Below are 23,991 nucleotides of genomic sequence, written 5' to 3'. Positions count from 1 at the left end.
CTCGCCGCGTTGGCCACAAGCCCAGGTAACGGGCATCGGAGGGGCCCGTCGGGTGAGTCACACTACGGCGCGGTCACCGCGAGGTCCCGGACGCACGCCGGTGCGGTGGTGCGGGGTCGTGGACGAGGGTCGTGTCCGTCGTGGGCGCGGCGTCCGGGCGTGCCACCGTCCGCCGGGCCCCAAGGGCTCAGGTGAACGCGACGCGTCCGGCGGGACAGATCTCGGCGTCCATGTTCCGCCGCATCATCCGCAGCGCGGCCCGCGCGAGATCGTCGTGGATATGGGCGACGGCGTCCTCGGGGACGGTCACCGTCAGGTGTCTGACGTGCGCGTCGAGTGCCGAGTAGAGCACACACTGCTCGGTGACCTGCCCGCACAGGATCACGCGCTCGGTGCCCAGCTGCGCCAGCAGGTACGCGAGCGGTGTCTCGTAGAAGATGGAGTGCCGGGCCTTCACGACGAACAGCGAGTCGTCGTCCGGCCGGACGGGCTCGACCAGGTCGGCGTGGGGGCCGGAGAGCGCGGTGTCCAGGATCTCGCCGTGGTGCGAACGCCACTCGCCGAAGTTGTCGTTGACGTAGATGACGGGCACTCGCGCGGCACGGGCGCGTGCCAGGAGGCGCACCACGGACGGCAGCGCCTTCCTTACCGAACGCATGAGCTGATCCGCGTCGGGGTGATCATAGGTGTTGATCATGTCGATGACGATGAGTGCGGATTTCATGTGGTCCTGCCCCCTCGCGGATCCCCGGGCCCGGCCCGCGCCGCGCACCGTCGCACGTTCGCGGGCCGGTGCCGGCCCGGGCCGGGCCGGGGCGCGTTGGTGGCTGATCATCGATCCACCGAGGTGGCTCGAGGCTACGGGGCGGGACACCAGCGGCGCAGTTCGGTGTCGTCCTCATAGGGCTGCGGATCGGGGTAGGTCAGCAGTTCCAGGGTGCTGCCCCAGGGGGTGCGGCAGTACGCGAACAGGTTGTTCGGCCCCGATTCGGGCCCCGGCAGCTCCGCCGGCTCGTCCAGGATCGTGCCGCCGGCGCTCTCCACGGCCTGCAGGGCCGCGTCGAGGTCGTCCACGTAGCAGGCGACGTGCTGCCAGCCGAGATCGCTCGGCACCACCGCGGCCCCCTGGCGCGGACCGTCGAACTCGAACAGCTCCAGACCGGGGCCGTCGCGCAGCCGCAGCATGCGGACCGCGATCTGCCGGGTCCCCCCGGGGACCCCCGTGCGGCGCTCCAGAGCGGGGCCGGACCTCGGTCCCTGCCCGCGCGGCAGTGTGTCGTACAGCGGCTCGGCGCCCAGGACATGGGCGAAGAAGGTGGTGGCGGCGTCCAGGTCGGGGACCGTCACACCGACGTGGTCGATACCTCGCGCGCTCATGGGACTGCTCCTTCCTGCCCTTGCCCTTCCCGTCCCCGGCCCGCTGCTCGGGCGGGCCGGACGGACGAGGGTGACGGGTTCAGTCGGTTCGAGAGGGCCGTCACTGAGGCGCCTGCCCCGGGAGCGCGTGGCCGACACCGGGTGAGCGGCGGGGCGTCACGGCCCGTTTTGCCCCGTACGGCGCATGCCGTGTCGCGTACCGCGGCCGTGGGGCGTGCAGTGGAACCGGCGGCTGATGTGAGAGCGGTGGGCCAGTGGGTAGGCGCACCGTTGTCACCGGTTGCCCACGCCACGCGCTCGGCCCCGAACGGGCGGAGCCCGACGAAGGAGTAGCGCCATGCCGCGAGGTTCCAGTTCGAAGCGGGAGCGACAGTACGAACACATCAAGGAGGGTGCCGAGAAGCGCGGCACGTCCACCGGCCGGGCGAAGGAGATCGCCGCGCGCACCGTGAACAAGGAGCGGGCACGGGCCGGGGAGTCCAAGTCGGCGAGCAAGACCTCCGTGCGGGACCCCAAGTCCGCCTCCGAGCGCGGTGGCCAGCGCTCGCACCGCGGCGCGCAGGGGCCGACCAAGGACCAGCTGTACGAGGAGGCGAAGCGGCGTGGTGTCGAAGGCCGTTCGTCGATGAACAAGCAACAGCTCTCCAAGGCGCTGGGCCGCTGAGCCCCGGCGTCGGCGCGCCGCTGACCGCCGGGCCGTGGTGGCCGCGGGTCCGGCGGTCGGCGGCGGCAGCGCGCGGGGCGGGCACTCACGCGCACGGTATGGCTCTCGGTGGCGGAGTAGAGCTGCACGGGCAGGCTGACCAGCCCGAAGGACGGCACTCCGTTCCACAGGGGACGCGCCATGGACAGGCCACCTCCTCACTCCATCGGACGCCCAACCCCCGGTGATCGCATCCCGTACGGCGTGAGCGGTACGGATTGGTGCCCCGGCCCCCGCGCCGCTACGCTGTCGCGCGTGTCCAGTCCCGAGGCATCAAGACTGTAGCCACCGGCCGTCCGGTGGCTGACCTCGTCGTCGCGTCGTAGCAGCGCTCCCACAGCCTTCTCCGGGCCCTGGTGGCGCCGCGTTCGCGAGCGCTGCCATCGGATCGGCGTCTTCGGACTGTGTCCGGCCTCGACCGTGCTGTCGCCGTGCGTGACACCGGCGGGCCTTCCCCGTGCGGTCGCACGGGCCCCGGTCACCCTCCCCGTCGAGCCTTCACGTGCCTTCGGGGATCCGTCGCTCCCGCGCGCCGGCAGGGGCACCGCCGTGGCTCGTCGCCGCCGTGTCGATCCAGCCCTGATGTGGTTGCGGAGTCTTGTTGTGCCTCTCGTTCTGTACGTCCTCGCCCTGGCCGTCTTCGCCCAGGGAACATCCGAATTCATGCTGTCCGGTCTGGTGCCGGACATCGCGCGCGACCTCCAGGTGTCCGTTCCGGCGGCGGGCGCGCTGACCTCGGCGTTCGCCGTGGGAATGATCGTCGGCGCGCCGCTGATGGCGGTGGTCGGCCTGCGCTGGTCGCGGCGGCGGGCGCTGCTCGTCTTCCTGGTCGTCTTCCTGCTCGTCCATGTCGTCGGTGCCGTCACCACCAGCTTCCCCGTCCTGCTGGCCACCCGGGTGGTGGCCGCGCTGGCCAACGCGGGGTTCCTGGCCGTGGCCCTGGCGACCGCGAGCGTGCTGGCCGGACCGCGCGCCACGGGGCGTGCCACGTCCATCCTGCTCGGCGGGGTGACCGCGGCGTGCGTGGCGGGGGTTCCGGCCGGGGCGTTGCTGGGGCAGTGGTGGGGGTGGCGGTCCGCCTTCTGGGCCGTGGCCGCCGTGTCCGTGCCCGCCGTCGTGGCCATCGTCCGGTCGGTCCCCGGCGACGCGGCCCACGCGGACGGTGCACGACCGGCGACCGGCGCGGCCGGGACACCCGGGCCGACCGTGGCACCCGGGCCCGCTGAGCCGGACGGGACACCCCGGTCGGCCGAGGGCACCGGTGCCCGCGAGGAGTTGAGGGCCCTGCGATCCACGCGGCTGGTGGTGACCCTGGTGCTCGGCGCCCTCGTCAACGGCGCGACCTTCTGCACGTTCACGTATCTCGCCCCGCTGGTCACCTCGGTCTCCGGGATCGGCCACGCCTGGGTCCCCGCCGTGCTGGCGCTGTTCGGGATCGGGTCGTTCCTCGGCGTCACCCTCGGCGGCCGGTTCGCCGACACCCGGCCGCTGCCGCTCCTGGTGGGCGGCGGCGCCGCCCTGCTCGTCGGCTGGGGCGTGTTCGCGGTGACCGCCCAGAGCCCCGTGACGGCGCTCGTGCTGGTGCTCGTCCAGGGCACGCTCTCGTTCGCCGTCGGGTCCACGCTGATCGCGCGGGCGCTGTACGAGGCGACCGGGGCGCCGACATTCGCCGGGGCCTGCGCGACCGCCGCGCTCAACGTGGGCGCGGCGGCCGGCCCCTGGCTCGGCGGCCTCGCCATCTCGGCCGGGTTCGGTTACCGCTCGCCGGTGTGGGTCAGCGCCCTGCTGGTGGCGTTCGCCCTCGCCGTCGCCGCACTCGCGACGGGGCTGCGCCGTGTCGGGGCCACCCGGCGTACGGAGGCCGCCGCCCCGACGGCGTAGGGCCTCCGGTCCGGCGGCACGCGGGGCGGCCGGCGTCACGCCGGTCGCCCCGGCCGGCGTCACGCGCCGCGCGGGCCCCGCACCCGCGGCGCGGTGCCGTCCGGCGGTGGTGCGGCAGTCGTCGCCGCCCGCGCGGGATAGTCCACACAGGCGGCGTCATCGTCCACGGGGATCGTTCTAGCCTCGCCTCATGCCTGCCGCGCGGCATCGGTGCACACCAGCAACCCGCTCTCCAAACCCCACGGACGGAGAACACCCATGCGCAGGACGAGCGCACCGTACACCTTCTCCCTCGTCGCGGCGGCGGCCGCCGTCGCCCTGGCGCTCACCGGGGCCACGGCCGCCGGCGCCGCCCCCGCGCCACTGGACGGTCCGCGAGCCGCCGCGGGCCCGATCGGATTCGGTGCCGGGACCACCGGCGGCGCCGGAGGCTCCACCGTCACCGTGACGAACGCGGCCCAGTTCACCGAGGCGGTACAGCGCGAGGGCGCCCTGGTGGTCCGGGTGAACGGCACCATCTCGCTGAGCGAGATGGTGCGGGTGGCCGCGAACAAGACCGTCGTCGGCGCGGGCACCGCCGGCAGGATCACGGGCAGCGGGCTCAACGTCCGCAGGGTCAGCAATGTGATCATTCAGAACCTGACGTTCACCGGCTCGAACGACGACGCGGTCAACGTGGACGGCTCCACCAGGGTCTGGGTCGACCACAACGACGTCTCCAACGCCAAGGACGGCGGCATCGACATCAAGCACGGCGCCACGAACGTCACGGTCTCCTGGAACCGGATGCACAACCAGGACAAGAACATGCTGCTCGGCCACTCGGACAACAACGCGTCCGAGGACAGCGGCAAGCTCAAGGTGACGTACGACCACAACTGGTTCGACGGTACGACCCAGCGCAACCCCCGGGTGCGCTTCGGCAACCCGGTGCACGTGCTGAACAACTACTTCAGCAACATCGGTGCGTACGGCGTCGCCTCCACGGAACAGGCGGGCGTCCTCGTCGAGGGCAACTACTTCGAGAACGTGGACGACACCTACCACCTCGGAGAGGGGTCCTCCGACCCCGGTTCGCTGGTGGCGCGCGACAACCACTTCGTCAACTCCACGGCCGGCCAGACCGGCGGCAGCGTGGCCGCGATCCCGTACGGCTACACCGCGGAGAGCGCGTCCGGTGTGAAGGCGTCCGTCACGGCGGGCGCGGGCGTCGGCAAGATCTGACCCGGTCCCCGCACACCCGTGTACCCGGCCGGGGCCGGACCGGTGGATCCCCCACGCCACCGGTCTTGCCCCGGCCTCCTCGCTCCTCTACGGTTCCGGCGAGTACGCTTCCGGCGCCGGCCACACCGACGGCGCCGGCGGCGGACGGCCCCTCCCGGTGAGCGAGGCTCCTGCATGGCGGACGACCCGGCGTACCGTGCGACGCGCCACCCCGGACGGCTCCCGCCCGCGGACCTGCCCGCGCCTGGGCGGACCGGGCGGGAACAGGCCGGGCGGGGACAGACCGGCCGGGAACGGGCCGGATGGGAACGGGCCGGATGGGAACGGGCCGGATGGGAACAGAGCGGCCGGCACGGGGCACGGCGTCCGACGATCGGGCTGGTCACCGCCAACATCCACCTGGGAGTCGGCGCCACCCTCTGGTCGGGCGCGCTCAGGGCCGCCGAACGCGCCGACGTGAACCTGGTCTGCTTTCCCGGCGGCCCCCTGCGCCACGGTGACGTGCCCCGCAGCGCGCTGTACGAACTGGTCGGCCCGGCGCGGCTGGACGGTGTCGTGTGCTGGAGTTCCACCCTGGGGCTGCCGGCCGGGAGCGAGCGCGCGGACCGCCTGACGCGCCGACTGGCCCATCTGCCCGTCGTCAGCCTCAACCAGCCGCTGAGCGCTGGTCAGGACACGCTGACCGTCGATTCGTACGCGGGGATGCGGGACGCGGTAGGGCACCTCGTGGAACACCACGGGCGCCGGCGGGTGGCCTGCATCCGCGGGCCGCTGGCCAATCCGGTCTCCCAGGAGCGCCACCGTGCGTGCGTCGAGGCGCTGGGACGCTTGCGCGTTCCGTACGACCGCGCCCTGACCTGCGCCGCGGTCGACTTCACCGCGGGTGCCGGGGCGGCGGCGATGCGGGTGCTGACCGAGGCGCGGGGGCTGGTCCCCGGTGTCGACTTCGACGCCGTGGTCGCCGGCAGCGATGTGCTGGCGGCGGACGCGCTGCGTGTTCTGACCGCCCGTGGGATCCGCGTCCCGGAGGACGTCTCCGTGGTCGGCTTCAACGACTCGCCCGAGGCCCGGCTGTCCGACCCGCCGCTGACCTCGGTCGCGCTCCCCTTCGCGGAACTGGGCGCGCTCGCCGTGGACACGCTTGTCGCCCGGTTGCGGTGGACCCGTCCGCCGGACCGTACGGCGGTGCCGGGGACCCTGGTGGTACGCCGGTCCTGCGGCTGCCACTCACCACTGGTGGCCCAGGCCGGCCGGGAGGCCGTGGAAGCCACGGGCCCCGGGGCCGCCGGGAACGTGGACCCCTTCACGCTGCTGCCGCACGCCGGCGACCGGCTCGCCGCCGCCTTCCACGCCGACACCGCCGACACCGCCGACGCCGGGGCCACGAACACCGGTGCCGCGGACCCCGGAGGGACCGGCGCGTCCGACGACACCGGAACCAGCGGATCGGTCGGGCCGGGCGCACCGGTGCGGCCGGCCGGGGCCGGTTCCGGGTCCGTGGGGACGTTCCTGCCCTTGCTGGAGCGGCTGTTGGGGGCCGATGTCCGTACCCCGAAGGACGTGGCGGCGTGGGACGGGGCGCTGGAGCGGCTGCGCGGGCGTGTCCTCGCCGCCCTGCCGGCGGACCGCGGCCGGTACGGCGCCCTGCTGCTGGGACAGGCGCGGCTGATGGTGGCCGAGAAGGCACACCGGCTGCTGGAGTACGAGCGCTGGTCCCAAGGGCAGCTCTCCCAGCGGCTGTTGGAGCTGGGCACGGCCCTGACGACCGTCGTGGACACCGAGACGCTCGGTGATGTGCTCGAGCGCCATGCGGACACCGCCGGCATGCCGCGCTGCCGGGTGGTGCTGTACGAGGAGGGGGAGCGCCGTCCGGACCTGCCGCCGGTACAGCGCCTGGCACGGGTGCTGCCCAGCGGCGCCGAGCGCGCCGGGAGCGGCGGTGACGCGACGCCGAACGCCGGATTTCCCGCCGCTCTGCTGCTCCCCGACCGACTGCTGCCGGACCCGGAACGTTTTGCCCTCGTACTGGAACCGCTCCACATCGGGGACGACCACCTCGGCTTCGCCGTCTTCGACGCGAGAACCGCCCCGGAGGCCGAACGCGCGGGCGCCGTCTACCGCGCGCTCGGCGATCAGATCAGCGCCGCGCTGAAGGGCGTTCGCCTCTTCGACGAGGTACGGCGCGCACGGGACGCGGCGGAGCAGGCCAGCCGGTTCAAGACCCGCCTGCTCGGCCACGTCACCCAGGAACTGCGCACGCCCGTGGAGGCACTGCTCCGGCACCCGGGCGCCACGTCCGGCGGGGCGTTCGGGCTGGCCGGCCAGGACGCCGCGCACCTGCTGCACCTGATCGACAACCTGCTCGACCTGTCGCGGTCCGAGGCCGACGACCTGGAGCCGACCCGCCGTCTGGAGGACCCGGCCCCGCTGCTGGCCCGGGCCTTCCGTACGGCGGCGGACGGCCGCACCGGCGGTGACGCGTGGACGCTCGACCTGCCCGACCGGCTGCCCTCGGTCCCGGTCGACGGCGCCCGGCTGGGCCGGCTCGTCGGCAACCTCCTGTCCGCCGCCGCCTTTCAGGCCGGGGCCGACGGCGGCCTCACGCTCGCGGCGCGGCCGGGCCCGGCGTCGGTCCGGATCACGGTCGGCTCGTCCCGCGCGGTGGCCGGCCCGCCACGTCCCGGCGCCGCCGGGCCCCTCGCGACGTCGTTCCCGGCAGCGCTCTCCGCGCCGCTCCCGCCCTCTCCCCCGGCCGGTCCGATGACGTCCCTCCCGCCGGGCCCGTCGTCCCGTACGAGCGGGAACTCGTCCCGTACGACCGAGGGTTCGCCGCGTGCGTCCAACACCCGGCCTCGCGGGTCCGCCTCCGCCGCGTCCGCGGCACTCCCCGCCCCCCGGCCACCCGGTCAGGGCCGTGGCGCCGACTCCCCCGGCGCCCGCGCGGCGGAGATCGCCCTGGCCACGGCCCAGCGGCTGGCGATGCTGCACGGCGGCTCGCTGGCGGTGGACCGCTCCCCCGGCCGTCTGAGGCTCGATCTGGATCTGCCGCTGCCCACTCCCGACGGCCGGCCCGGCCCGGCGGCGCGGCCCGGAGACCGCCTCCTGGTCGTCGCCCCGGGACCGCCGGCACCCGCGCTGCGTGACCTCGCAGACCAGCACGGGCTGCTGCTGTGCCGGCCGACGGCGGACGACGACCTCGACGCCCTGGTGGCCGACGCGCGGCCCGCGGCCGTCGCCTGGGACGCGGGCTCGGCCGGGCCCGACGAGTGGCCGTGCGTACAGCGGCTGCACGACGACCCCCGACTGCGGCACACTCCGTTCCTGCTGTTCGGGGCGGAGGGGCCGGACCTGTCACGGGCACTGCGGGCGCTGCGCCCCGGCGGGCCGGCCCGGCCCGTGATCGCCGCCGCCACGACCGTGCGGTACCGCGAGGCCTGCGTGCGGCTGGCGGCGGCCGCCCTGCCCGACCACCCGCTGCGGATCGCGCCCGACGGCACGACGGCGCTGGGCCTGGTGGCCGAGGAGACACCCGCGCTGATCCTGCTGGAGCGCACGCTCCCGGACATGCACGCGCTCGACGTCGTCGATCACATGGACCACGGCAACGGCCGCCCGCCCTGCCCCGTCGTCGTGCTCGGCGACCGGGGGTTCAGCGCCGCCGACGCCCGCCGCGCCGAGCCGCACCGGGCGCTGCTCCTGCTGGACCACACGGTGCTCGGCCACGAGGAGGCGGCAGCGCTGCTGGGCCGGATGGCGCGGGAGCGGCCGGCCGGCCGGGACCGCTCCCGCGCGCCCGTGCACACCGCGCTGGTCTTCCTCTACGAGCACTACCGGCACCGGATCTCACGCTGGCAGGTCGCCGAGGCCGCCGGCGTCAGCGCCGACCACCTGGGCCGGCTCTTCCACCGGAGTTACGGGGTGACCGTGTGGGAGTACCTCATCCGGCTGCGCGTCCGGCGGGCGGGCGACCGGCTCCGGCTGAGCGGTGACAGCGTCCACAGCGTGGCCCGCTCGGTGGGGTTCCAGGACCGGGCCTACTTCAGCCGGGTGTTCCGCCGGGTCACCGGCGCGAGCCCGCACGCCTACCGCGACAGCCTCCCCGGCTGAGGGGGCCTGTCACTACGGGCGGCGCCGGTACTCGTGCGCGAAGCCGGGCCCCTCAGGACGCGCCGGGTGTCCAGCCCGCCAGCCAGTCGCCGATCTCCTGGTCCGCGGCCTGGGCGTCGGTGAGCTGCGGGCGGTTGGCGCTCGCCGGGCCCGCGCCCGGACCCGTGTTCCGGTACTCGGCGAACCGGTCGTCCTTCCAGGAGAAGCCCCCCATGTCCGTCCACGGCGTGGTCTTGACGGCGGCGCTCAGATTCGTGTCGCGCACGGTGGCCTGGGGGTCGAGCGCGGCGTCGCCGCCCGCGTGCCAGTTGCGGCCGAGGTAGTGACTGGCGTTGGAGACGTCGCCGTTGACCGTGGAGTTGATGACGAGGAAGCCCTTGCGGTCGGCGGCCGTGCTGGGTGCGAGGACATAGCCGGCCGAGCTGCCGTCCCAGCGTTTCCTCAGGGTGATCACCGACTTGTCGATGACGGCGGTGGCGCGGCCGAAGATGAAGTCGACGTTCCCGATGACGTAGGAGTTGGTGACATAGACCCGGCCGAGGGCGCTCTTGGCCGCGGAGTCGAGCAGCAGTGTGTCCTGGTCGCCGGTGACGATGACGCCGTCGAGGAACACCCTGTCGGCCGCGGTGCGCAGCGCGACGGCCTGGGCGCCGCTGGTGGCGGTCGATTCGTCGAAGTCGTTGGTGATGCTGAGGTTGCGCGCCTGGAAGTCGTCCGCCTCGGCCGCGACCGTGGCGCTGCCGCTGGTGCCGTAGGTGCCTGACCCGTCGGGCTTGGGGGTGCCGGCGGAGTTGTTGTAGACGATGACGGTGTCCTTGCGGCTCGCTCCCGAGCCCTGGAGCGTCACATGCGGCTTGTTCGACGGGATCTTGACGAGTTCCCGGTAGGTGCCGGGGGCGATGGAGATGATGACGCGGGAGGGGTTGTTCGCGGGGACGGCGTTCACCGCCGCCTGGACGGTCGTGTACTGGCCGGTGCCGTTCTTGGCCACGGTGAGCGTCGTGGCCGCCGCGGTGCGCGGACCCGTCGGCCCGGCGGCTCCGCCCGGGGCGGTGGCGCCGAAGGCGGTCCCGCCGACGGGACCGGCGCAGACGGCGAGGGTCAGGACGACGCCGTACGCCGGCAGGGTCCTGCGTCGGGACCGCGCGACGGTTCCTGACCGGTGGTGCGATGAGGTGTCCATGCCGTGTCTCCCTCGAGAGCGGGGCGCGGGTGCGCGTGGCGGCTGTCATCGGACAGTCGCCGCCGGCGGGCGAAGGGTTGCCGGTTCGCCACGGATCGCGTTGCCGGGAGGGGCACTAGTAGTGCCGCGACCGGCAAGGTTTGCCCGTCAAGGAGCGGCGTCCGGTGCGTGTGATCGCAAGGCGGCCAGAAGTCCATGTAGCGGAGCTACCTGGGCTTGTGGCCAACGCGGCGAGCGCGCGTGCCGGGCGTCGCGACGGGGCAAACGTTGCCGGGAGGGGCACTAGGTCATCTGACGCCGTACCAGCTCCCGCAGGTGGCCGCCCTCCTCGGCCAGCAGCGCGGCCGGCGGGCCCTGTTCCACCACGCGCCCCTGCTCCATGACGATCACCCGGTCCGCGTCCATGACCGTGGAGAGCCGGTGGGCGATCACCAGGCGACTGGCGTTCAGCGCGCGTGTGCTCTCGGTCACGACGCGTTGGGTCGCGTTGTCCAGCGCGCTGGTGGCCTCGTCGAAGAAGAGGATGCGCGGGCGGCGGATCAGCGCCTGGGCGATCATCAGACGCTGCCGTTGTCCGCCGGAGATCGCGCTCCCGCCGGAGATCATCGTGTGCAGCCCCATCGGCATGCGCTTGATGTCCTCGGCCAGTCCGGCCATCTCGGCCGCCGCCATGGCCTCCTCGGGGGTGAAGGGCTCGGCGCCGCGGATGCAGTCCAGGACGGACCCGGTGAGCGGCTGGGCGTTCTGCAGGACGACCCCGCACTGGCGGCGCACGGCCGCCTGGTCCAGGGCGGCCAGGTCCTGGCCGTCGTAGAGCACGCTGCCCGAGGCCGGCTCGTCGAAGCCGATGAGCAGCCGCAGCAGGGTGGACTTGCCGCAGCCGCTGGGGCCCACGACCGCCACGAACTCACCCGGCCGTACCTCAAGCGAGACGTCGTCCAGCACCAGCGGCCCGTCGGCAGCGTAGCGGAAGGACAGCTTCCGGGCTTCGATCGCCCCGGTCAGGGCGCCGGGCCTGGCCCGGGCCGCGGGGACCTCCGGGGCCGCGTCCAGGACCGGCCGGAGCTGCTCGAACATCGGCAGCGCCGCCGCGGCCGACACGAACGCGCCGGTCAGCTGGGTGACCGCGGTCAGCAGCATCGTCACGGCGGTGTGGAAGGTGAGGAAGGAGCCGGCCGCCATGCTGCCCCGGGCCGGCCCCGCCAGCAGCATGAACATGATGAGCGAGCAGAGCGGCAGGTAGACGGCGTCCAGCACCGTGGTCAGGTTCCTGATCCGGCCCGCCCGCCGGTGCAGTTCGCGGGAGCGGGCGAACTCGCCGGCCCAGGCCGCGTACGCGAAGCTCTCCGCCGCCGCGACCCGCAGCTTGGGCAGTCCGCGCAGCGTCTGGAACGCCTGGTTGTTGAGCTTGTGGTCCAGCTCCACCAGCCGTCTCTGCCACCGCACCTGCCACAGCCCGAGGGCGAGGAACACGGCCGCGATGACGGTCAGCATGGCGAGCGCCGCCAGCGCCAGCGGCACGCTGAGGAACAGCAGCAGACCGAGGTTCACCGCGCCCAGCGTGCCCGCCTGGACGGCGACCGGGCCGGTCCCGGAGAGCAGCCGCCGGATGGAGCTGACGCCCATCGCGGCACTGGCCAGTTCCCCGGTGGAGCGCTCGGTGAAGAACGATGTCGGCAGCCGCAGCAGCCGGTCCCACACGGCGGGCTGGAGCGCGCTCTCGACGCGGCCCTCCAGCCGGAGGAGGGTGAGGTTCTGGAACAGCGTGAAGACCGCGGTCACGACGGCGGTGGCCATCACCGCCAGGCAGATCTGCGCGATCAGGTCCGTCCGCGCGGCCGGTACGAAAACGCCGAGCACCCGGCCGGTGGCGATGGGCACCAGCGCGCCGAGGCCGACCGTCACCAGCCCGCTCAGGACCAGATTGCGCAGGTCCGTACGGCTGCCGCGCAGGCTGAACCACATCAGCCGGCCGAGCGTCAGGGGCCGGTCGGGCAGGGGCCGGTAGAACATCACGGCCCGGGGCGCGAGTTCCCCGGCGTTGTCCTCGCCGATCCGCAGCCGCAGCCCGGAGACCGGGTTCACGGCCTCGTACCGGCCGCGCCGCCACAGCAGGGCCACCGGCGCCCCGGACTTGGCCCGGTGACCGACCAACGGGCCGGTGTCCGTCCGCCACCAGCGCCCGTCGAGCCGTACGGCGCGGGTCCGCACGCGCGCGGCGTCGGCGACCCGCTCGACCGGGTCGGTGCGCTCGTCCGCCGGGTCGTTCCTGGACGGCTCGCGCAGCGTGATCCCGGCCTCTCGGGCGACCAGCCGGCAGACGGCGAACACGGTGTCGTCGCCGGTCCCGGGCGCGCCGTCGGTGGCGCGGCCCGAGCGGGTGGGCCGGCCCATGGAGGCGATCAGCGCCTGGTCCGCGCGGGCGCGTACCGTCTCGCCCGCCCGGATGCCGGCGGCGGTGCGGTCCTCGTGGGCGCGCTCGAGCTGTTCGATCCAGCGGTCCACCGCGGACAGCAGCCGGTACTGCTGGTTGACCATCCGCTGCCACATCGCGCCGTCGACCAGCAGGTCGCCCGCCGCGTCCGCGTCGTACTCGGCGCCGTACCGCACGCCCCCCGGCGGGACGGGCATCCACAGGACGTCGTCGTCGGCCATGCCCTCGTCGCCGCCGGGACGGCCGTCGAGGGGTGCCTCGAACAGGACGCCCAGCCCGCGGGCGGTGCCGAGGGCGAAGGCGTGCTCCAGGGGGGTCGGCGGGGGCTCGCTCCCGCTCGCGTACGGGTCGCCCGCGTGGACCGGGTCGTACGCGGACGGACCGGCGGCGTACGCCTGCCCGGACCCGTGCGATCCGTCGGTTCCGTGGGCGCCACCGGGTCCGCGCGGGTCGGCGTACGCGTACCCGTACGCGCCCTGGCCCTCCTGGGCATGGCCCTGGCCGTAGTCGTACGGCCCCGGGTACGCCGTGGGGGGCAGCTCGCGCAGCGGGATCCGGCGCAGCCCGCATTCCGGGGACGGTTTGCCGACCAGGGTGTGGAGCGGGCCCGCCACCGGGCCGAGCAGCAGCGCGCCCGCCTCCAGCCGGCCGAGGAAGTGCCAGTGGCCCTGCCGGCCGGCGTCCACGGCGAACAGGTCCAGCGCCCCGGTCTCGACGAGCCACAGCACCTGGGGGCCCTCCAGCTCCACGCTGCCCGCGCCCGCGGCCCGGGCGGGGGCACCGAGTCCGCCGAGGGCATGGATCACCGGGTCGCCCGCCGCCGGTGCGCCGGGCCCGGCGGCGGCCGGGGACGGTGGCCCGGACTCGGCGGTGCGGGGCCGGGACCGGTGCTGAGGTCGGGACTCCGGCTGGGACGGGGGCTGGAGGAAGGTCACCTCATGTCTCCTTGACCAGTGCGGCGTACGCGCCACCGGCGGCGACCAGATCGTCGTGGGTCCCCCGCTCCACGATCGAGCCGTGGTCGAGCACCACGATCTCGTCGCTGTCCCGTACGGTGCTCAGCCGGTGCGCGATCACGACGCACGCGCAGCCCCGCCGGCGCAGGTTGGAGATGACGAGCTGCTCGGTGCGCGCGTCCAGGGCGCTGGTCACCTCGTCGAGCACCAGGATGCTCGGCCGCCGCACAAGCGCCCGCGCGATCTCCAGGCGCTGCCGCTGCCCGCCGGAGAAGTTGCGGCCGTCCTGCTCCACCCGGCCGTGGATGCCCTCGGGCCGGCGCGCGATCACCTCGTCGTAGAGGGCGGCGTCCCGCAGGGCCGCGACCACGGCCTCGTCCGGCACCGACGGGTCCCACAGCGCGACGTTGTCCCGGACCGTTCCCTCGAAGAGGAAGACATCCTGGTCGACGAAGGACACCGAGGCGGCCAGGGCGCCCCGGGGGATGTCCTCCAGGCGCTGTCCGTCGACCCGGATCGTCCCCTCCCACGGCCGGTACAGGCCGGAGAGCAGCCGGGAGACGGTGGACTTCCCGCTGCCGGAGCCGCCGACGAGCGCGACCTGGCGGCCCGGCGCGACGGTCAGGGAGAAGTCCTTGAGCAGCGGCGCGTCCAGCGGGCTGTAGCCGAAGGTGACGTCCACCAGCTCCACCCGGCCGTCGAGCCGGCGGGTACGGGCCTCCGGCTCGGGCCGGGTGTACAGCTCGTCGGCCGGGAAGCTCTCCACGTCCTTCAGCCGGGCCACGTCGGCGGCGAAGTCCTGGATCCGGCCCACCACTCCGTTCAGCCGGGTGATCGGCGCCGTGAAACGGGTGACGAGGGCCTGGAAGGCGACGAGGAGACCGATGGAGAGATGGCCCTCGACGGCGCGCAGTCCGCCGATCCACAGGATCAGCGCGCTGTTGAGTGTGGCGAGGGCCGGCGCGACGACACCGAGGGCCGCGGTCGGCACGCCGAGCCGCTGCTGGTCCTCCAGCGTGGTCGCGTGCTGGCCCGCCCAGCGGCGGAAGTAGCCGTTCTCGCCGCCGGTGGCCTTCATCGTCTCGATCAGCTGCAGACCGGTGTAGGCGGTGTTCGTCAGCCGGGCGGCGTCCGCGCGCAGCTTCTGGGTGTGGGCGGCCCGCAGCCGTATGACGATCCGCATCGCGACCACGTTGAGCAGCGCGATCAGCACGCCCACGACCGTGAGTTGGGGATCGTACGTCCACAGCAGGACGGCGTAGAGGAGCACCACCACGCCGTCCACCCCGGCGGCGGCCAGGTCCCGGGCCAGGGTCTCGGCGACCGTGTCGTTGGACTGGAGTCGCTGGACGAGGTCGGCGGGGCTGCGCTGGGCGAAGAAGGTGACGGGCAGCCGCAGCAGATGGCGGAAGAAGCGGGCGCTGGTGAGCGTGGCCGAGATGATGCGGCCGCGCAGCAGGTTCGCCTGCTGGAGGCCGGTGAGCGTCGCCGTCAGCACCACCAGGGTGGCCATGGCGGCGAACAGCGGTGCCAGCAGGGAGCTCTGCCCGCCGACCACGAACATGTCGATGTACGTGCGACTGAGCGCGGGCACCGCGGCGCCCACCACGACGAGCAGCACGCTGGCGAGGAACGCGGCCAGCAAGGTGCCCGCCGTACCGCGCAGCCTGGCCGGAACGGTGCCCAGCACGCCGGGTTTGCTGCCGCCCGCGCGGAAGTTCTCCGACGGTTCGAGGACGAGGACGACCCCGGTGAAGCTGGTGTCGAAGTCCTCCTCCGGAACGAAACGGCGGCCCTTGCCAGGGTCGTTGACGTACACGCCCCGGCGGCCCGGCCGACGGCTCATGCCGTCGTAGACGACGTAGTGGTTGAACTCCCAGAACAGGATGGCGGGCGGCGCCACCTCGGCGAGCGCGGCCGGCTCCATCTGCATGCCCTTGGCGCTCAGCCCGTACCGGCGCGCGGCCTTGAGCAGGTTGCTGGCACGGGATCCGTCCCGGGAGACCCCGCAGGTGATGCGCAGTTCTTCGAGCGGTACGTGCAGCCCGTAGTGGGCGAGGACCATGCCCAGTGAGGCGGCGCCGCACTCGACGGCCTCCATCTGGAGGATGGAGGGGGTACGGACCCGCTTGTGCCGGGTGGCCTTGGGCCGCCGGGCGGCCCTGGACCTGCCGTGGCCCGCGGCCCCGGGCGCGGCCCCGGGCCGCTCGCGCCGGGGCGTGGATCTGTGCGGTGGGGTCACGGAAGCAGCCAATCGATCGGACGCTGTTCGGCCAGGTGGACGGAGCCCGAGGCGAGCGTCATGGAGGCGACCTCGTACGGCGGGCCCTGCGAGGACGACCAGGCCAGGCCGGAGGGGGTGGCGGCGGAGCGGTCCAGGGTGACCAGGACGGGGACCGGCGGACCGTTCTCGGCGAACCGCTCACCGAGTCGGCTGTCCCCAAGGAACGCCCCGATCTGCCGGTCGGTCCTGGCGGTCCGGCCGACGGACTTCACCCGGCCGCGCAACAGGCCGTACCGCTCGGCCGGCACCGACTGGACGGTGAGGTCGACGGAGGCGCCGACAGGGACGGCGGCCCCGCTGCCGGCGGGCAGGTAGAGCATCGCCATCAGGGGGTCGTCGGGGTTTTTGACGCGCTCGATGGCGGCCACGTCCGCGCCGGGGGTGACCACGGAGCCGAGCGTGACGGCGAGGGTCGTCACCCGGCCCGGGGCGAGGGCGCGCACGGCGGTGGCTCCCCGGTCGGTACGGACCTTCAACAGCGGTGTCCCGGCCGAGACGGACCGGCCTTCGTCGACGAGGACGTCGGTGACCTGGCCCGCGACCGGGCTCTGGAGGACATAGCTGCCCTGCGCGTGGGTGAGGACGCCGGCCGCGCCGACGGTGGAGGAGAGGGAGCCGGTCACCGCCCACACGCCGGCGGCGGCCATCACGACGAGTGTGACGGCCAGGACGAGCCACCCCTGGGGCCGGGCGAAACGCACCGGCAGGTCGATCTCCTCGGGTGACTGGAGCTTGGAGAGCGCCTGTTGACGGAACTGCACGACATTCTTTCCGGGCGTCGAGGACGTGGGGGGCGGTGTGCCCCGGAACCGGAGCGGAACCGGGGCACCCGGTACGGCCTGTCGGTCGGGGAACCGTCGGACCGCACCGTCGTCACCACACGTGGGCGTACCGCTCAGCGGCACACGGCCGGATCAGAGAGCGGCGACCGTGCCCGTGGCCAGACCCACGACGCCACCGGCGGTGTTGGTGACGGTGCCCACGACGCCCGAGACCGGGACGATGCCGTCAGCGGTGTTCACGACGCTGCCGACGACACCGTCGACGAGGCCGCCGGAGACGTTGTCCAGCTCGCTGTCGGCGATTTCCTGGGTCTCGACCTGGGGGGTGAAGGACATGTGTGTTTCCCTTCGCGCTGATATCTCGGATATCTCTCGGTCACCACGGCGGTTCCGACGCACCGGCCGCCCCCAGGGAATTCCGAGGGCGTGTCGGTGCGACTGCCGCGATGCGAAGGATCAAAGCACGCGGACGCGTCACGTCGCCAACTCGGAAGAGCACCTGTCGCGATGCGTCGTGACGCGGAAATGACGTGGAGTGCCCCCGCGTCCACGAAGTGATGACACCATCTTCACGCGTTCGCGAGAGTGAATATCGACTGGCTGGGCCCAGCTTCCACAGGGAAAGCGACATTCCCGCCCATTGCACAGACGCTCCCGCGGAGGGGGCGGCGGGCCGGGCGGGAATGTGGCCCCCAGGTAACCGGTGTGGAGATTGTTCACAGGCCGCGCGACGCCATTCGCCGAATGCCCCGCCGGGGCGGGCCGAATGCCCCGTCGTAGGCGACCGGACGCGATGTGTCATTTCCATGGGCGCATCGCACCGGAATGGACGCCGGGTATGTTCTCGACGGTTGACCGGCCATTTCCGGATGGTTCGTCAATTATTCGAGACGGTGGTGCGCGAGGGCTCACGGTGGGCGCCGGGGCGGGAGCACCCGGTCGTGCTCCGGTGACTCCCGTCGGCTTCCGTCGGCTCCCGTCACACTTCCCGGTAGTCGATGCCGAGCAGGCTCGCGGCGGCCCGGTAGTCGCCCGCCCCGTGGCCGAGCGAGAGCGACCAGTGGTGCCCCACCCCGGTCGCGCTCCACTCGTCGACCCACAGGCCCGGGTCGCGCCCGAAGTCGACCCGGCTGGTGGTGTTGCCGATCTCCAGCAGCGGTCCGGGGACGACCGTGCCCTCGGAGGCGACGAGGGAGAGGGTTCCGTCGCGGTCCTGTCCGAGCCCGAGCAGCGTGACCGGCCCGGGGCGCACGTCGAACTCGACACTGACGCCCCAGCCCCGCTTGCCGTGGTAGACGCCCAGCCCGCGCAGCAGCGGGTCCCGCGCGCTCACCGCGAGGTGGGCCGGCCCGTCATGGCCCATCTCGACCACGCCGTCCTCGAAGTTGAGCGCCTGGATCTCCGTGAAGGACCCGCCCGCCCCGGCCGCCTGGGTGACCAGCTGGGCGACGCTGGTGCGCAGCTCGTACTCCCCCGCCGCGGGCACCCCGCGCGCCGTGAGCAGCGAGGCGCCCAGGATCATGCCCGCGCCCAGCCGCTCGTGCTGTTCACCGTCCAGGCCGCGGTGGTAGTACGCCAGCGAGTCCAGCGCGAAGTCGTCCACGAGCCGGTCGAGCGCCACGGAGACCTTGGCGCCCCAGGAGAAGTCGTCGTCCACGACCGTGTCGTCCAGGGTGAAGATCTCCCGCGCGACCTTCACGCGTTCCGCCGTCTCGTCGTCCGTGACCTTCTCCACGCGGTGGCGCAGGTCGTCGAACTCCAGGACCTCGACGTGGGAGCCGAAGGTGGCGGGCAGCAGCGTGAGGTCGGTGGAGACGTCCAGCATGCCCGGGTAGAGGTGGCCCATCAGTCCGTGCCGGGCGTGCCGCAGCGCGGCGCGTACGTGGGCCGCACGGATCCACCGGCCGATGCGCCGCCAGGCCGACTCCTGGCGCAGATGGCCCGAGACCGAGCGGAAGGGGATCCCGGCGCGGCGGAAGACGTTGCCGACCTCGGGCACGGGGCACTGGCCGCAGTACGCCAGCCAGGCACCGGTGTCGAAGTCCGCGTGGCTCATCTTCTCCGTCGGCTGGAGGTCGATCACGAGGACCGGTGTGTTCGAGCGCTGGGCGATGGGGAGGACCATCGACGAGGTCAGATAGGTCGTCAGGAACATGACGATCAGATCGCAGTCCGCCCGCCGCAGCGTCTCGGCCGCCGCGGCGCCTTCCCGCTCGTCCGAGATGAAGCCGACGTCGGTGACATCGGCGTCCATCTCCTCGAAGCGGCGCGAGACATAGCGCGTCGACTCCTTCAACTGGGGCAGCAGGCCGGGGAACTGGGGCCAGTAGGTGCCCAGTCCGCCCGCCACGAGACCGACGCGGGTCCTGCGCCGTCGCGCGGGCGGCAGCAGCCTGGCCAGGGCCGTTGACTTGTCCGGCATTCAGACTCCTTGAGTGGGTTCGTCGTGCGTGTGCTCCTGTGGTGGTGCCGTATGTGTGGGAGGTGGCGGACGTGGGGGGTGCTGTGAGTGTGTGGGGCGCCGCCTGCCCTGTACGGCGTCGCGCCGCGCCCGCTCATTCCGCCGCCCGCGGCGTGCGCAGTGTCACCGGGCCCAGCAGCCCGGAGACGAGCTGCGAGGGGAACGTCCATGCGGTGGGGGTGGTCTCGTGCAGGAAGGGCGCCAGTGTGTTGTAGACGGTGACCTCCAGCCGTACCGTCCGGCCGGCCGTGCCGCGCAGGAGGAACCGGTACGGGGCGCAGAACGCCTCGCCGGCCGGCTCGCCGTCGACGGTCACCTCGACACTGCCGCGCACCCGTCCCAGGTCGAGCACCGGGTCGGGCCCGGCCGGCACCCGGAGCGTCCGGGAGTGGACCACGCCGCCGCTCCAGCCGGCCAGGCCCAGGCACGCGCGCCAGTCGCCGAGCGGGAACCCGGTCTCGGCCGTACGTACGCTCACCGGCCCCGACCAGGCCGCACCGCCGCGCAGCACGGCCGTCGGCTCGGTGACGACATCGAGTTCCGCGCGTGCCTCCAGAGGCCCGCCGAAGTCGAGAACGCCGTCCGTGACCGGCTGTGCCACCCCGTCGAGACGGACCGTGGCGGGCAGCGCGAGCGGCAGGTCCACCGACACGGCCCCCACGGGCAGGGTGATCCGGAAGCGCTGTGCCGCCGGGACGACGTCGTCGGTGGTCCGTACGGTGTCCACCCGGGTGCCGAGGACGGGCGCGCCGGTCAGCCACTCGGTGCCGGACAGCGGATGCGGCCGCACGGCGGCGTAGGAGGACTGCGTCTCGGCCCAGCGGCCCCGGTGTTCGACGGTCCGGCCACGTCGGCCGGCCGTCTCCACCTCCCACCCGGCACCGCTGACGAGCGCCGTCGCGCCGCCGTCGGTCCCGGGCGGGGTGCCGCTCCCGGGCGGGGCGTCCGTACGGGCGACGAGGTCGACGAAGACCACGTCGTCGGCCCGTACGCTGTCGGCGACGACCTCCACGACGTGTTCCCCGGCGGTGAGAGGCAGGGCGTGGCGGAAGTACATCGGCTGCGCGCCCCAACTGGACTCGTAGTACTCGACCTTCTCCTGCCGTGCCACCACCGCGCCGTCGAGGGTGACGGTGACGCCGGTGGCGGCACCCACGACCAGCACCGCCTCGATCGCGTCCCGGTCCAGGGCCAGCCTTCCCCGGTAGGTGACCCGGCCGTCCGGGCGCTCCGTGCCGGGCAGGCGCATGAACTGCGGGCGCGGCGCGAAGCCGCCGGGCGGGGTCAGGCAGAAGAAGCTGCCCAGGGTGGCACTCCGGCGCGTGGTCGCCGCGGCGGACGCGAGTTCGGGGTCGGCCAGTTCGTACTCGAGGACATTGCGCGGCCGGCGCACCTCGATCCGGGCGGTGGCGAGGTAATCGCCGCCGGGGAGCAGTTCCCGGCCGTTCCACCACCACCGCTTCGCCGCGGGCGATCCGAGGACCAGGTCGGCCGGGCCGAGACGGTCGGTCTCCACGACCGCGCGGACCCGGACGACGGCTCCCTCCCCCGGCGCCGCGACCCGTACGAACTCCTCGTCCACCATCCCCTTGTTGCCGAGCGCGCCGTGCCCCGGATCGAGAATGCCCCGGGAGGTGGAGTGGAGCGAGGTCGCCCATGCCTCCCGGGCGGGCACCAGCGGACGCGCACCGGCGAGTACGGCGTCGGCCTCGTCGCCGTCGAGCGGCGCGGGGGCCCGCTCGGCCGCCACGGGGCCGAGGACACGGACCCGGTTCCCGTACGTCGCCCGGACCGTCCCGGCCGGCTCCCCGACGCCGCCCTCCACGTCCTTGCCCTCCGCCCACCGCAGGGTCCACAGCGGTACGGCGTCGACCGGGGCGCCGGCGGGAAGCGCCAGGTCGCCCCAGGTGTTGTCCATCGTGGGCACCAGGCGCCCGCGCCAGCCCGTGGAGAGGTCGGTGACCGAGACGTCCCGCGCCTCGGCGTACGCGTCCGGCCCGGTGTGCGGGACCGCCCGGGCACGGGGGGCCACGGGGGTACGCGGCGCGCCCGCCGCCGCGTCCTCCTGATGCCGCGCCCCCGCCGTCCCTTCCCGGCCCGGCGCCTCCTGAGCCGATTCCTCTCCCGGTCCCTCCGGCGGTTCCTCCCGCCACACGACGATCGCCGCCGGTGCGCCGCGCAGGGGGACCGTGATGGTGGAGGTCCCGCCGCGGACGGTCACCGGTGCCGCCTCCCGCGCACCGGTGGCCGGGTTCCACACCTCCGCCTCGGCGACCACCGCGTTCACCCGCACCGAGGAGACCGTCGCGTACCGGGCGGGGTCGAAGTCGTAGTCCTCCCAGAGCCAGGCCCCCTCGCGCAGCGGGTACGCGGAGGCGTTCGGGAACGCGCCGGTGACGAAGGCCGCGCCCTCGGCCCCCTTGCGCCGTACCAGCAGCGGTACGTCACCCGTCGCGTGTCCGGCCGCGTCGCCCACCGCCTTCGCCGCCGCCTCCGCGTCGTCGGCGTACTCCAGGCGCGGGTGCGCCACCAGGGCCGCGACCGACGCGTCGTCACCGCGCACGCCGGCCGCGTACGAGGGCGCGCGCCCCACGACGACGACCCGCCCGCCGCTGTCGAGCAGCGCGCGGAGCCGGCGCGCGGTGTCCTCCTCCAGGACGCTCGCCGACGGCAGCAGTACCACCGAGTAGCCGAGGTCACGCACCCGCAGCGCGCCGCCCACCGCCTCGGCCCGCTGGACGGAGGCGTCGTCGATGACGTCGAACGACACCCGCGCCCGGTCCAGGGCTCCGAGCCGGGTGGCGAACCAGTTGTTGGTGCCGCACAGCTCCAGATAGTGCCGTTGGGCCAGGTCGAGTTCGGTGTGGCCGGCGCCGAGCTGCCCGTCCCCGAAGTGTGCGACGGGAACGTCCAGCGGGAGCAGGGCCTGGGCGGTGGTGGTCGGGTGCAGCACGGCGACCTCGGCGCTGTAGGTGCCCCACGACATGACGGAGGCGATCCGGGCGACCGCCCGGGAGAAGGCCGGGTACTGCTTCCAGTAGGGCTGGCGCCAGTCGGTGGACGGCGGTGCCCACTCGAACCAGCCGCCGGCCGTGCCGAAGTAACTGGCGTGCGGGTTGTAGAGGTTGGCGCCGCTGCGCAGGAACGGCAGCAGCCAGTCGTAGGTGTCCTCCAGCGTGCCGCCCCAGCCGGAGGAGTGGAACGCCTCGATCCAGACCCGGTCATGGCCGTAGAGGTGGGCCATGGAGGAATGGATCTTCGCATCGCCCTCGTGGTCGCTGCCGGCGGCGCTGTACCAGCGGTGGGTGCGGAAGTAGTCGCTGTAGATCTGGGTGGCCTGGGTCGGGAACCCGGCCCGCGCCGGGTTGCTCTGGTCCGCGCCGAGGAGCATGCCGCGCTCGTCGTGCCAGGCGGCGAGCGGCCGGAAGAGGGCTTCCTCGGTGAGTTCGGTGCGGACGGCGTAGTAGTCGGTCCGTACCTTCGCGGCGTGGTGCAGGCCGTCGGTACGGAGCGTGCCGTCGTCGCCGAAGAGCGCGGGCAGATGGTCCAGCAGGTCGTAGCCGCGCCGGGCGGCGAACTCCTCGGGGAAGCGGCGCGTCCAGGAGTTGGTGCCCGGCAGTTCGTCCTGGAAGCTCCCGGCGATCACATTGCCGAGGTACCGCGGGACGCGACGGTCGAACTCGTGGTGGACGGACCGCAGCAGCAGGCCGGCGGCGCGTGCGTCGAGGTAGTCGAAGGCCGTCGGGACCGCGGTGACGATCCGTACCTCGGTACCGTCCGCCGCCCCGACCCGGTCCGGCGCCGTCGTGGCGAGGCGTTCACCGTTCGCGCGGTAGGCGCCGACCAGGGTCTCCGTACCGAGGAGGGCGACGCGTCCCGCGCCGACGACACCGCGGCGCGAACGCAGCGCCTGCCCGGCCGCCTCGGGATGGCGGTGGGTGATCCCGCCCTGGACATTGGCGCCGGAGAAGCCGAGCTGGTCGTAGAACCACAGCCGCGTACCGAGTTCCTGGGCGATCTCGCAGGCGTCGGTGAACCGCGCCCACCACTCCTCACCGAACCAGGCGGGGTCGTCGGCCCGGGCCCCGAAGCTCGGCCCCGCGGGCGCGAGGTTGATCACCACGAGGTTGTGGACACCGCCCTCGGTGAACTTCCGCATCTGCCAGGCGAGCCGCTCCCGGGTGACCTTCGCGCCCGACCACCACCACAGCGGTGTGGGGCCGAAGTCACGGGGCGGATCGCGGAACAACGCGTGCAGCTCGGGAGAGATCACGGCACGACCATCCTTCGTGTCATACGGGTACGTCTGCCGGGGCGGACGGCCCCGGACCGCGGTACGGCACGGGCAGTGTCGGAGGAACCGGGCGAAGCGAGCGGGGCCGAGGAGGGGGCGGGAGCCGGGGCGGGTGACGGGGCAAGCGGAGGGGCGGACGCGGGGACAAACAGGAAGTAAAACGTTTCACGGCTGTCGGGGGACAGTACCGAAGGAGGGCGCCGGGGCCAAGGCCCCGCACGGTGGTCATTTCGGCCCGTACGTCACCACCCCAGGTGCGCGACCGCCCGATCGGCCCCCGGCCGGGCGCCCCGTACGCCCGGCTG

Annotated in this window: 13 protein-coding genes; 4 read left to right on the top strand and 9 right to left on the bottom strand. The window is 73.7% G+C overall.

Annotation, left to right across the window (positions count from 1 at the left end; translation table 11 throughout):
• Nucleotides 1-187 precede the first annotated feature (187 nt).
• Both ACU6P3_RS30275 and ACU6P3_RS30270 read right to left on the bottom strand, forming a co-directional pair.
• Nucleotides 188-724 carry a cysteine hydrolase family protein gene (locus ACU6P3_RS30275; RefSeq protein ID WP_447194999.1) on the bottom strand — a complete coding sequence of 179 codons (537 nt, stop codon included), beginning with the start codon at nt 722-724 and terminating at the stop codon, nt 188-190.
• Between the two features lie 134 nt (nt 725-858).
• Nucleotides 859-1,377 carry a VOC family protein gene (locus ACU6P3_RS30270; protein ID WP_030740847.1) on the bottom strand — a complete coding sequence of 173 codons (519 nt, stop codon included), beginning with the start codon at nt 1,375-1,377 and terminating at the stop codon, nt 859-861.
• A 337-nt stretch (nt 1,378-1,714) separates the two neighbouring features.
• Between ACU6P3_RS30270 and ACU6P3_RS30265 the strand changes: the two genes are divergently transcribed.
• The 4 genes from ACU6P3_RS30265 to ACU6P3_RS30250 all read left to right on the top strand — a co-directional run bounded on the left by ACU6P3_RS30265 (nt 1,715) and on the right by ACU6P3_RS30250 (nt 9,292).
• Nucleotides 1,715-2,041 (top strand): plasmid stabilization protein, encoded by a 327-nt coding sequence (locus ACU6P3_RS30265; RefSeq protein WP_447194998.1) that lies wholly within the window; start codon nt 1,715-1,717, stop codon nt 2,039-2,041.
• A gap of 642 nt (nt 2,042-2,683) precedes the next feature.
• Nucleotides 2,684-3,961: an MFS transporter gene (locus ACU6P3_RS30260; protein WP_447194997.1), complete on the top strand. Its 1,278-nt coding sequence runs from the start codon at nt 2,684-2,686 to the stop codon at nt 3,959-3,961.
• A gap of 258 nt (nt 3,962-4,219) precedes the next feature.
• Nucleotides 4,220-5,185 (top strand): pectate lyase family protein, encoded by a 966-nt coding sequence (locus ACU6P3_RS30255; protein ID WP_447194996.1) that lies wholly within the window; start codon nt 4,220-4,222, stop codon nt 5,183-5,185.
• Nucleotides 5,186-5,359: 174 nt separating this feature from the next.
• Entirely contained in the window at nt 5,360-9,292 is a 3,933-nt protein-coding gene (locus ACU6P3_RS30250; protein ID WP_447194995.1) for a substrate-binding domain-containing protein, read from the top strand.
• A gap of 52 nt (nt 9,293-9,344) precedes the next feature.
• On the opposite strand, the gene ACU6P3_RS30245 is transcribed toward ACU6P3_RS30250, so the two are convergent.
• The 7 genes from ACU6P3_RS30245 to ACU6P3_RS30215 form a co-directional block, all read right to left on the bottom strand.
• Nucleotides 9,345-10,475 (bottom strand): pectinesterase family protein, encoded by a 1,131-nt coding sequence (locus ACU6P3_RS30245; protein ID WP_447194994.1) that lies wholly within the window; start codon nt 10,473-10,475, stop codon nt 9,345-9,347.
• Between the two features lie 282 nt (nt 10,476-10,757).
• The gene (locus tag ACU6P3_RS30240) at nt 10,758-13,715 is read right to left on the bottom strand and encodes an NHLP bacteriocin export ABC transporter permease/ATPase subunit (protein WP_447198129.1); all 2,958 of its coding nucleotides are present in this window, start codon (nt 13,713-13,715) and stop codon (nt 10,758-10,760) included.
• A 130-nt stretch (nt 13,716-13,845) separates the two neighbouring features.
• Nucleotides 13,846-16,107 carry an NHLP family bacteriocin export ABC transporter peptidase/permease/ATPase subunit gene (locus ACU6P3_RS30235; RefSeq protein WP_447194993.1) on the bottom strand — a complete coding sequence of 754 codons (2,262 nt, stop codon included), beginning with the start codon at nt 16,105-16,107 and terminating at the stop codon, nt 13,846-13,848.
• The gene (locus ACU6P3_RS30230; protein ID WP_447194992.1) at nt 16,104-16,910 is read right to left on the bottom strand and encodes a biotin/lipoyl-containing protein; all 807 of its coding nucleotides are present in this window, start codon (nt 16,908-16,910) and stop codon (nt 16,104-16,106) included. The genes ACU6P3_RS30235 and ACU6P3_RS30230 overlap by 4 nt, the downstream gene beginning before the upstream one ends.
• Before the next feature lie 153 nt (nt 16,911-17,063).
• A complete protein-coding gene (locus ACU6P3_RS30225) occupies nt 17,064-17,267 on the bottom strand; it encodes a type A2 lantipeptide (protein ID WP_344280756.1) in 204 nt (67 codons plus the stop codon).
• A 643-nt stretch (nt 17,268-17,910) separates the two neighbouring features.
• A complete protein-coding gene (locus tag ACU6P3_RS30220) occupies nt 17,911-19,353 on the bottom strand; it encodes an arabinose isomerase (protein ID WP_447194991.1) in 1,443 nt (480 codons plus the stop codon).
• A gap of 133 nt (nt 19,354-19,486) precedes the next feature.
• Nucleotides 19,487-23,665 (bottom strand): glycosyl hydrolase, encoded by a 4,179-nt coding sequence (locus ACU6P3_RS30215; RefSeq protein ID WP_447194990.1) that lies wholly within the window; start codon nt 23,663-23,665, stop codon nt 19,487-19,489.
• Nucleotides 23,666-23,991: the final 326 nt, after the last annotated feature.

It is taken from the genome of Streptomyces hebeiensis (genome assembly GCF_052983195.1).
This window is presented reverse-complemented; position numbering and strand designations above follow the sequence as displayed.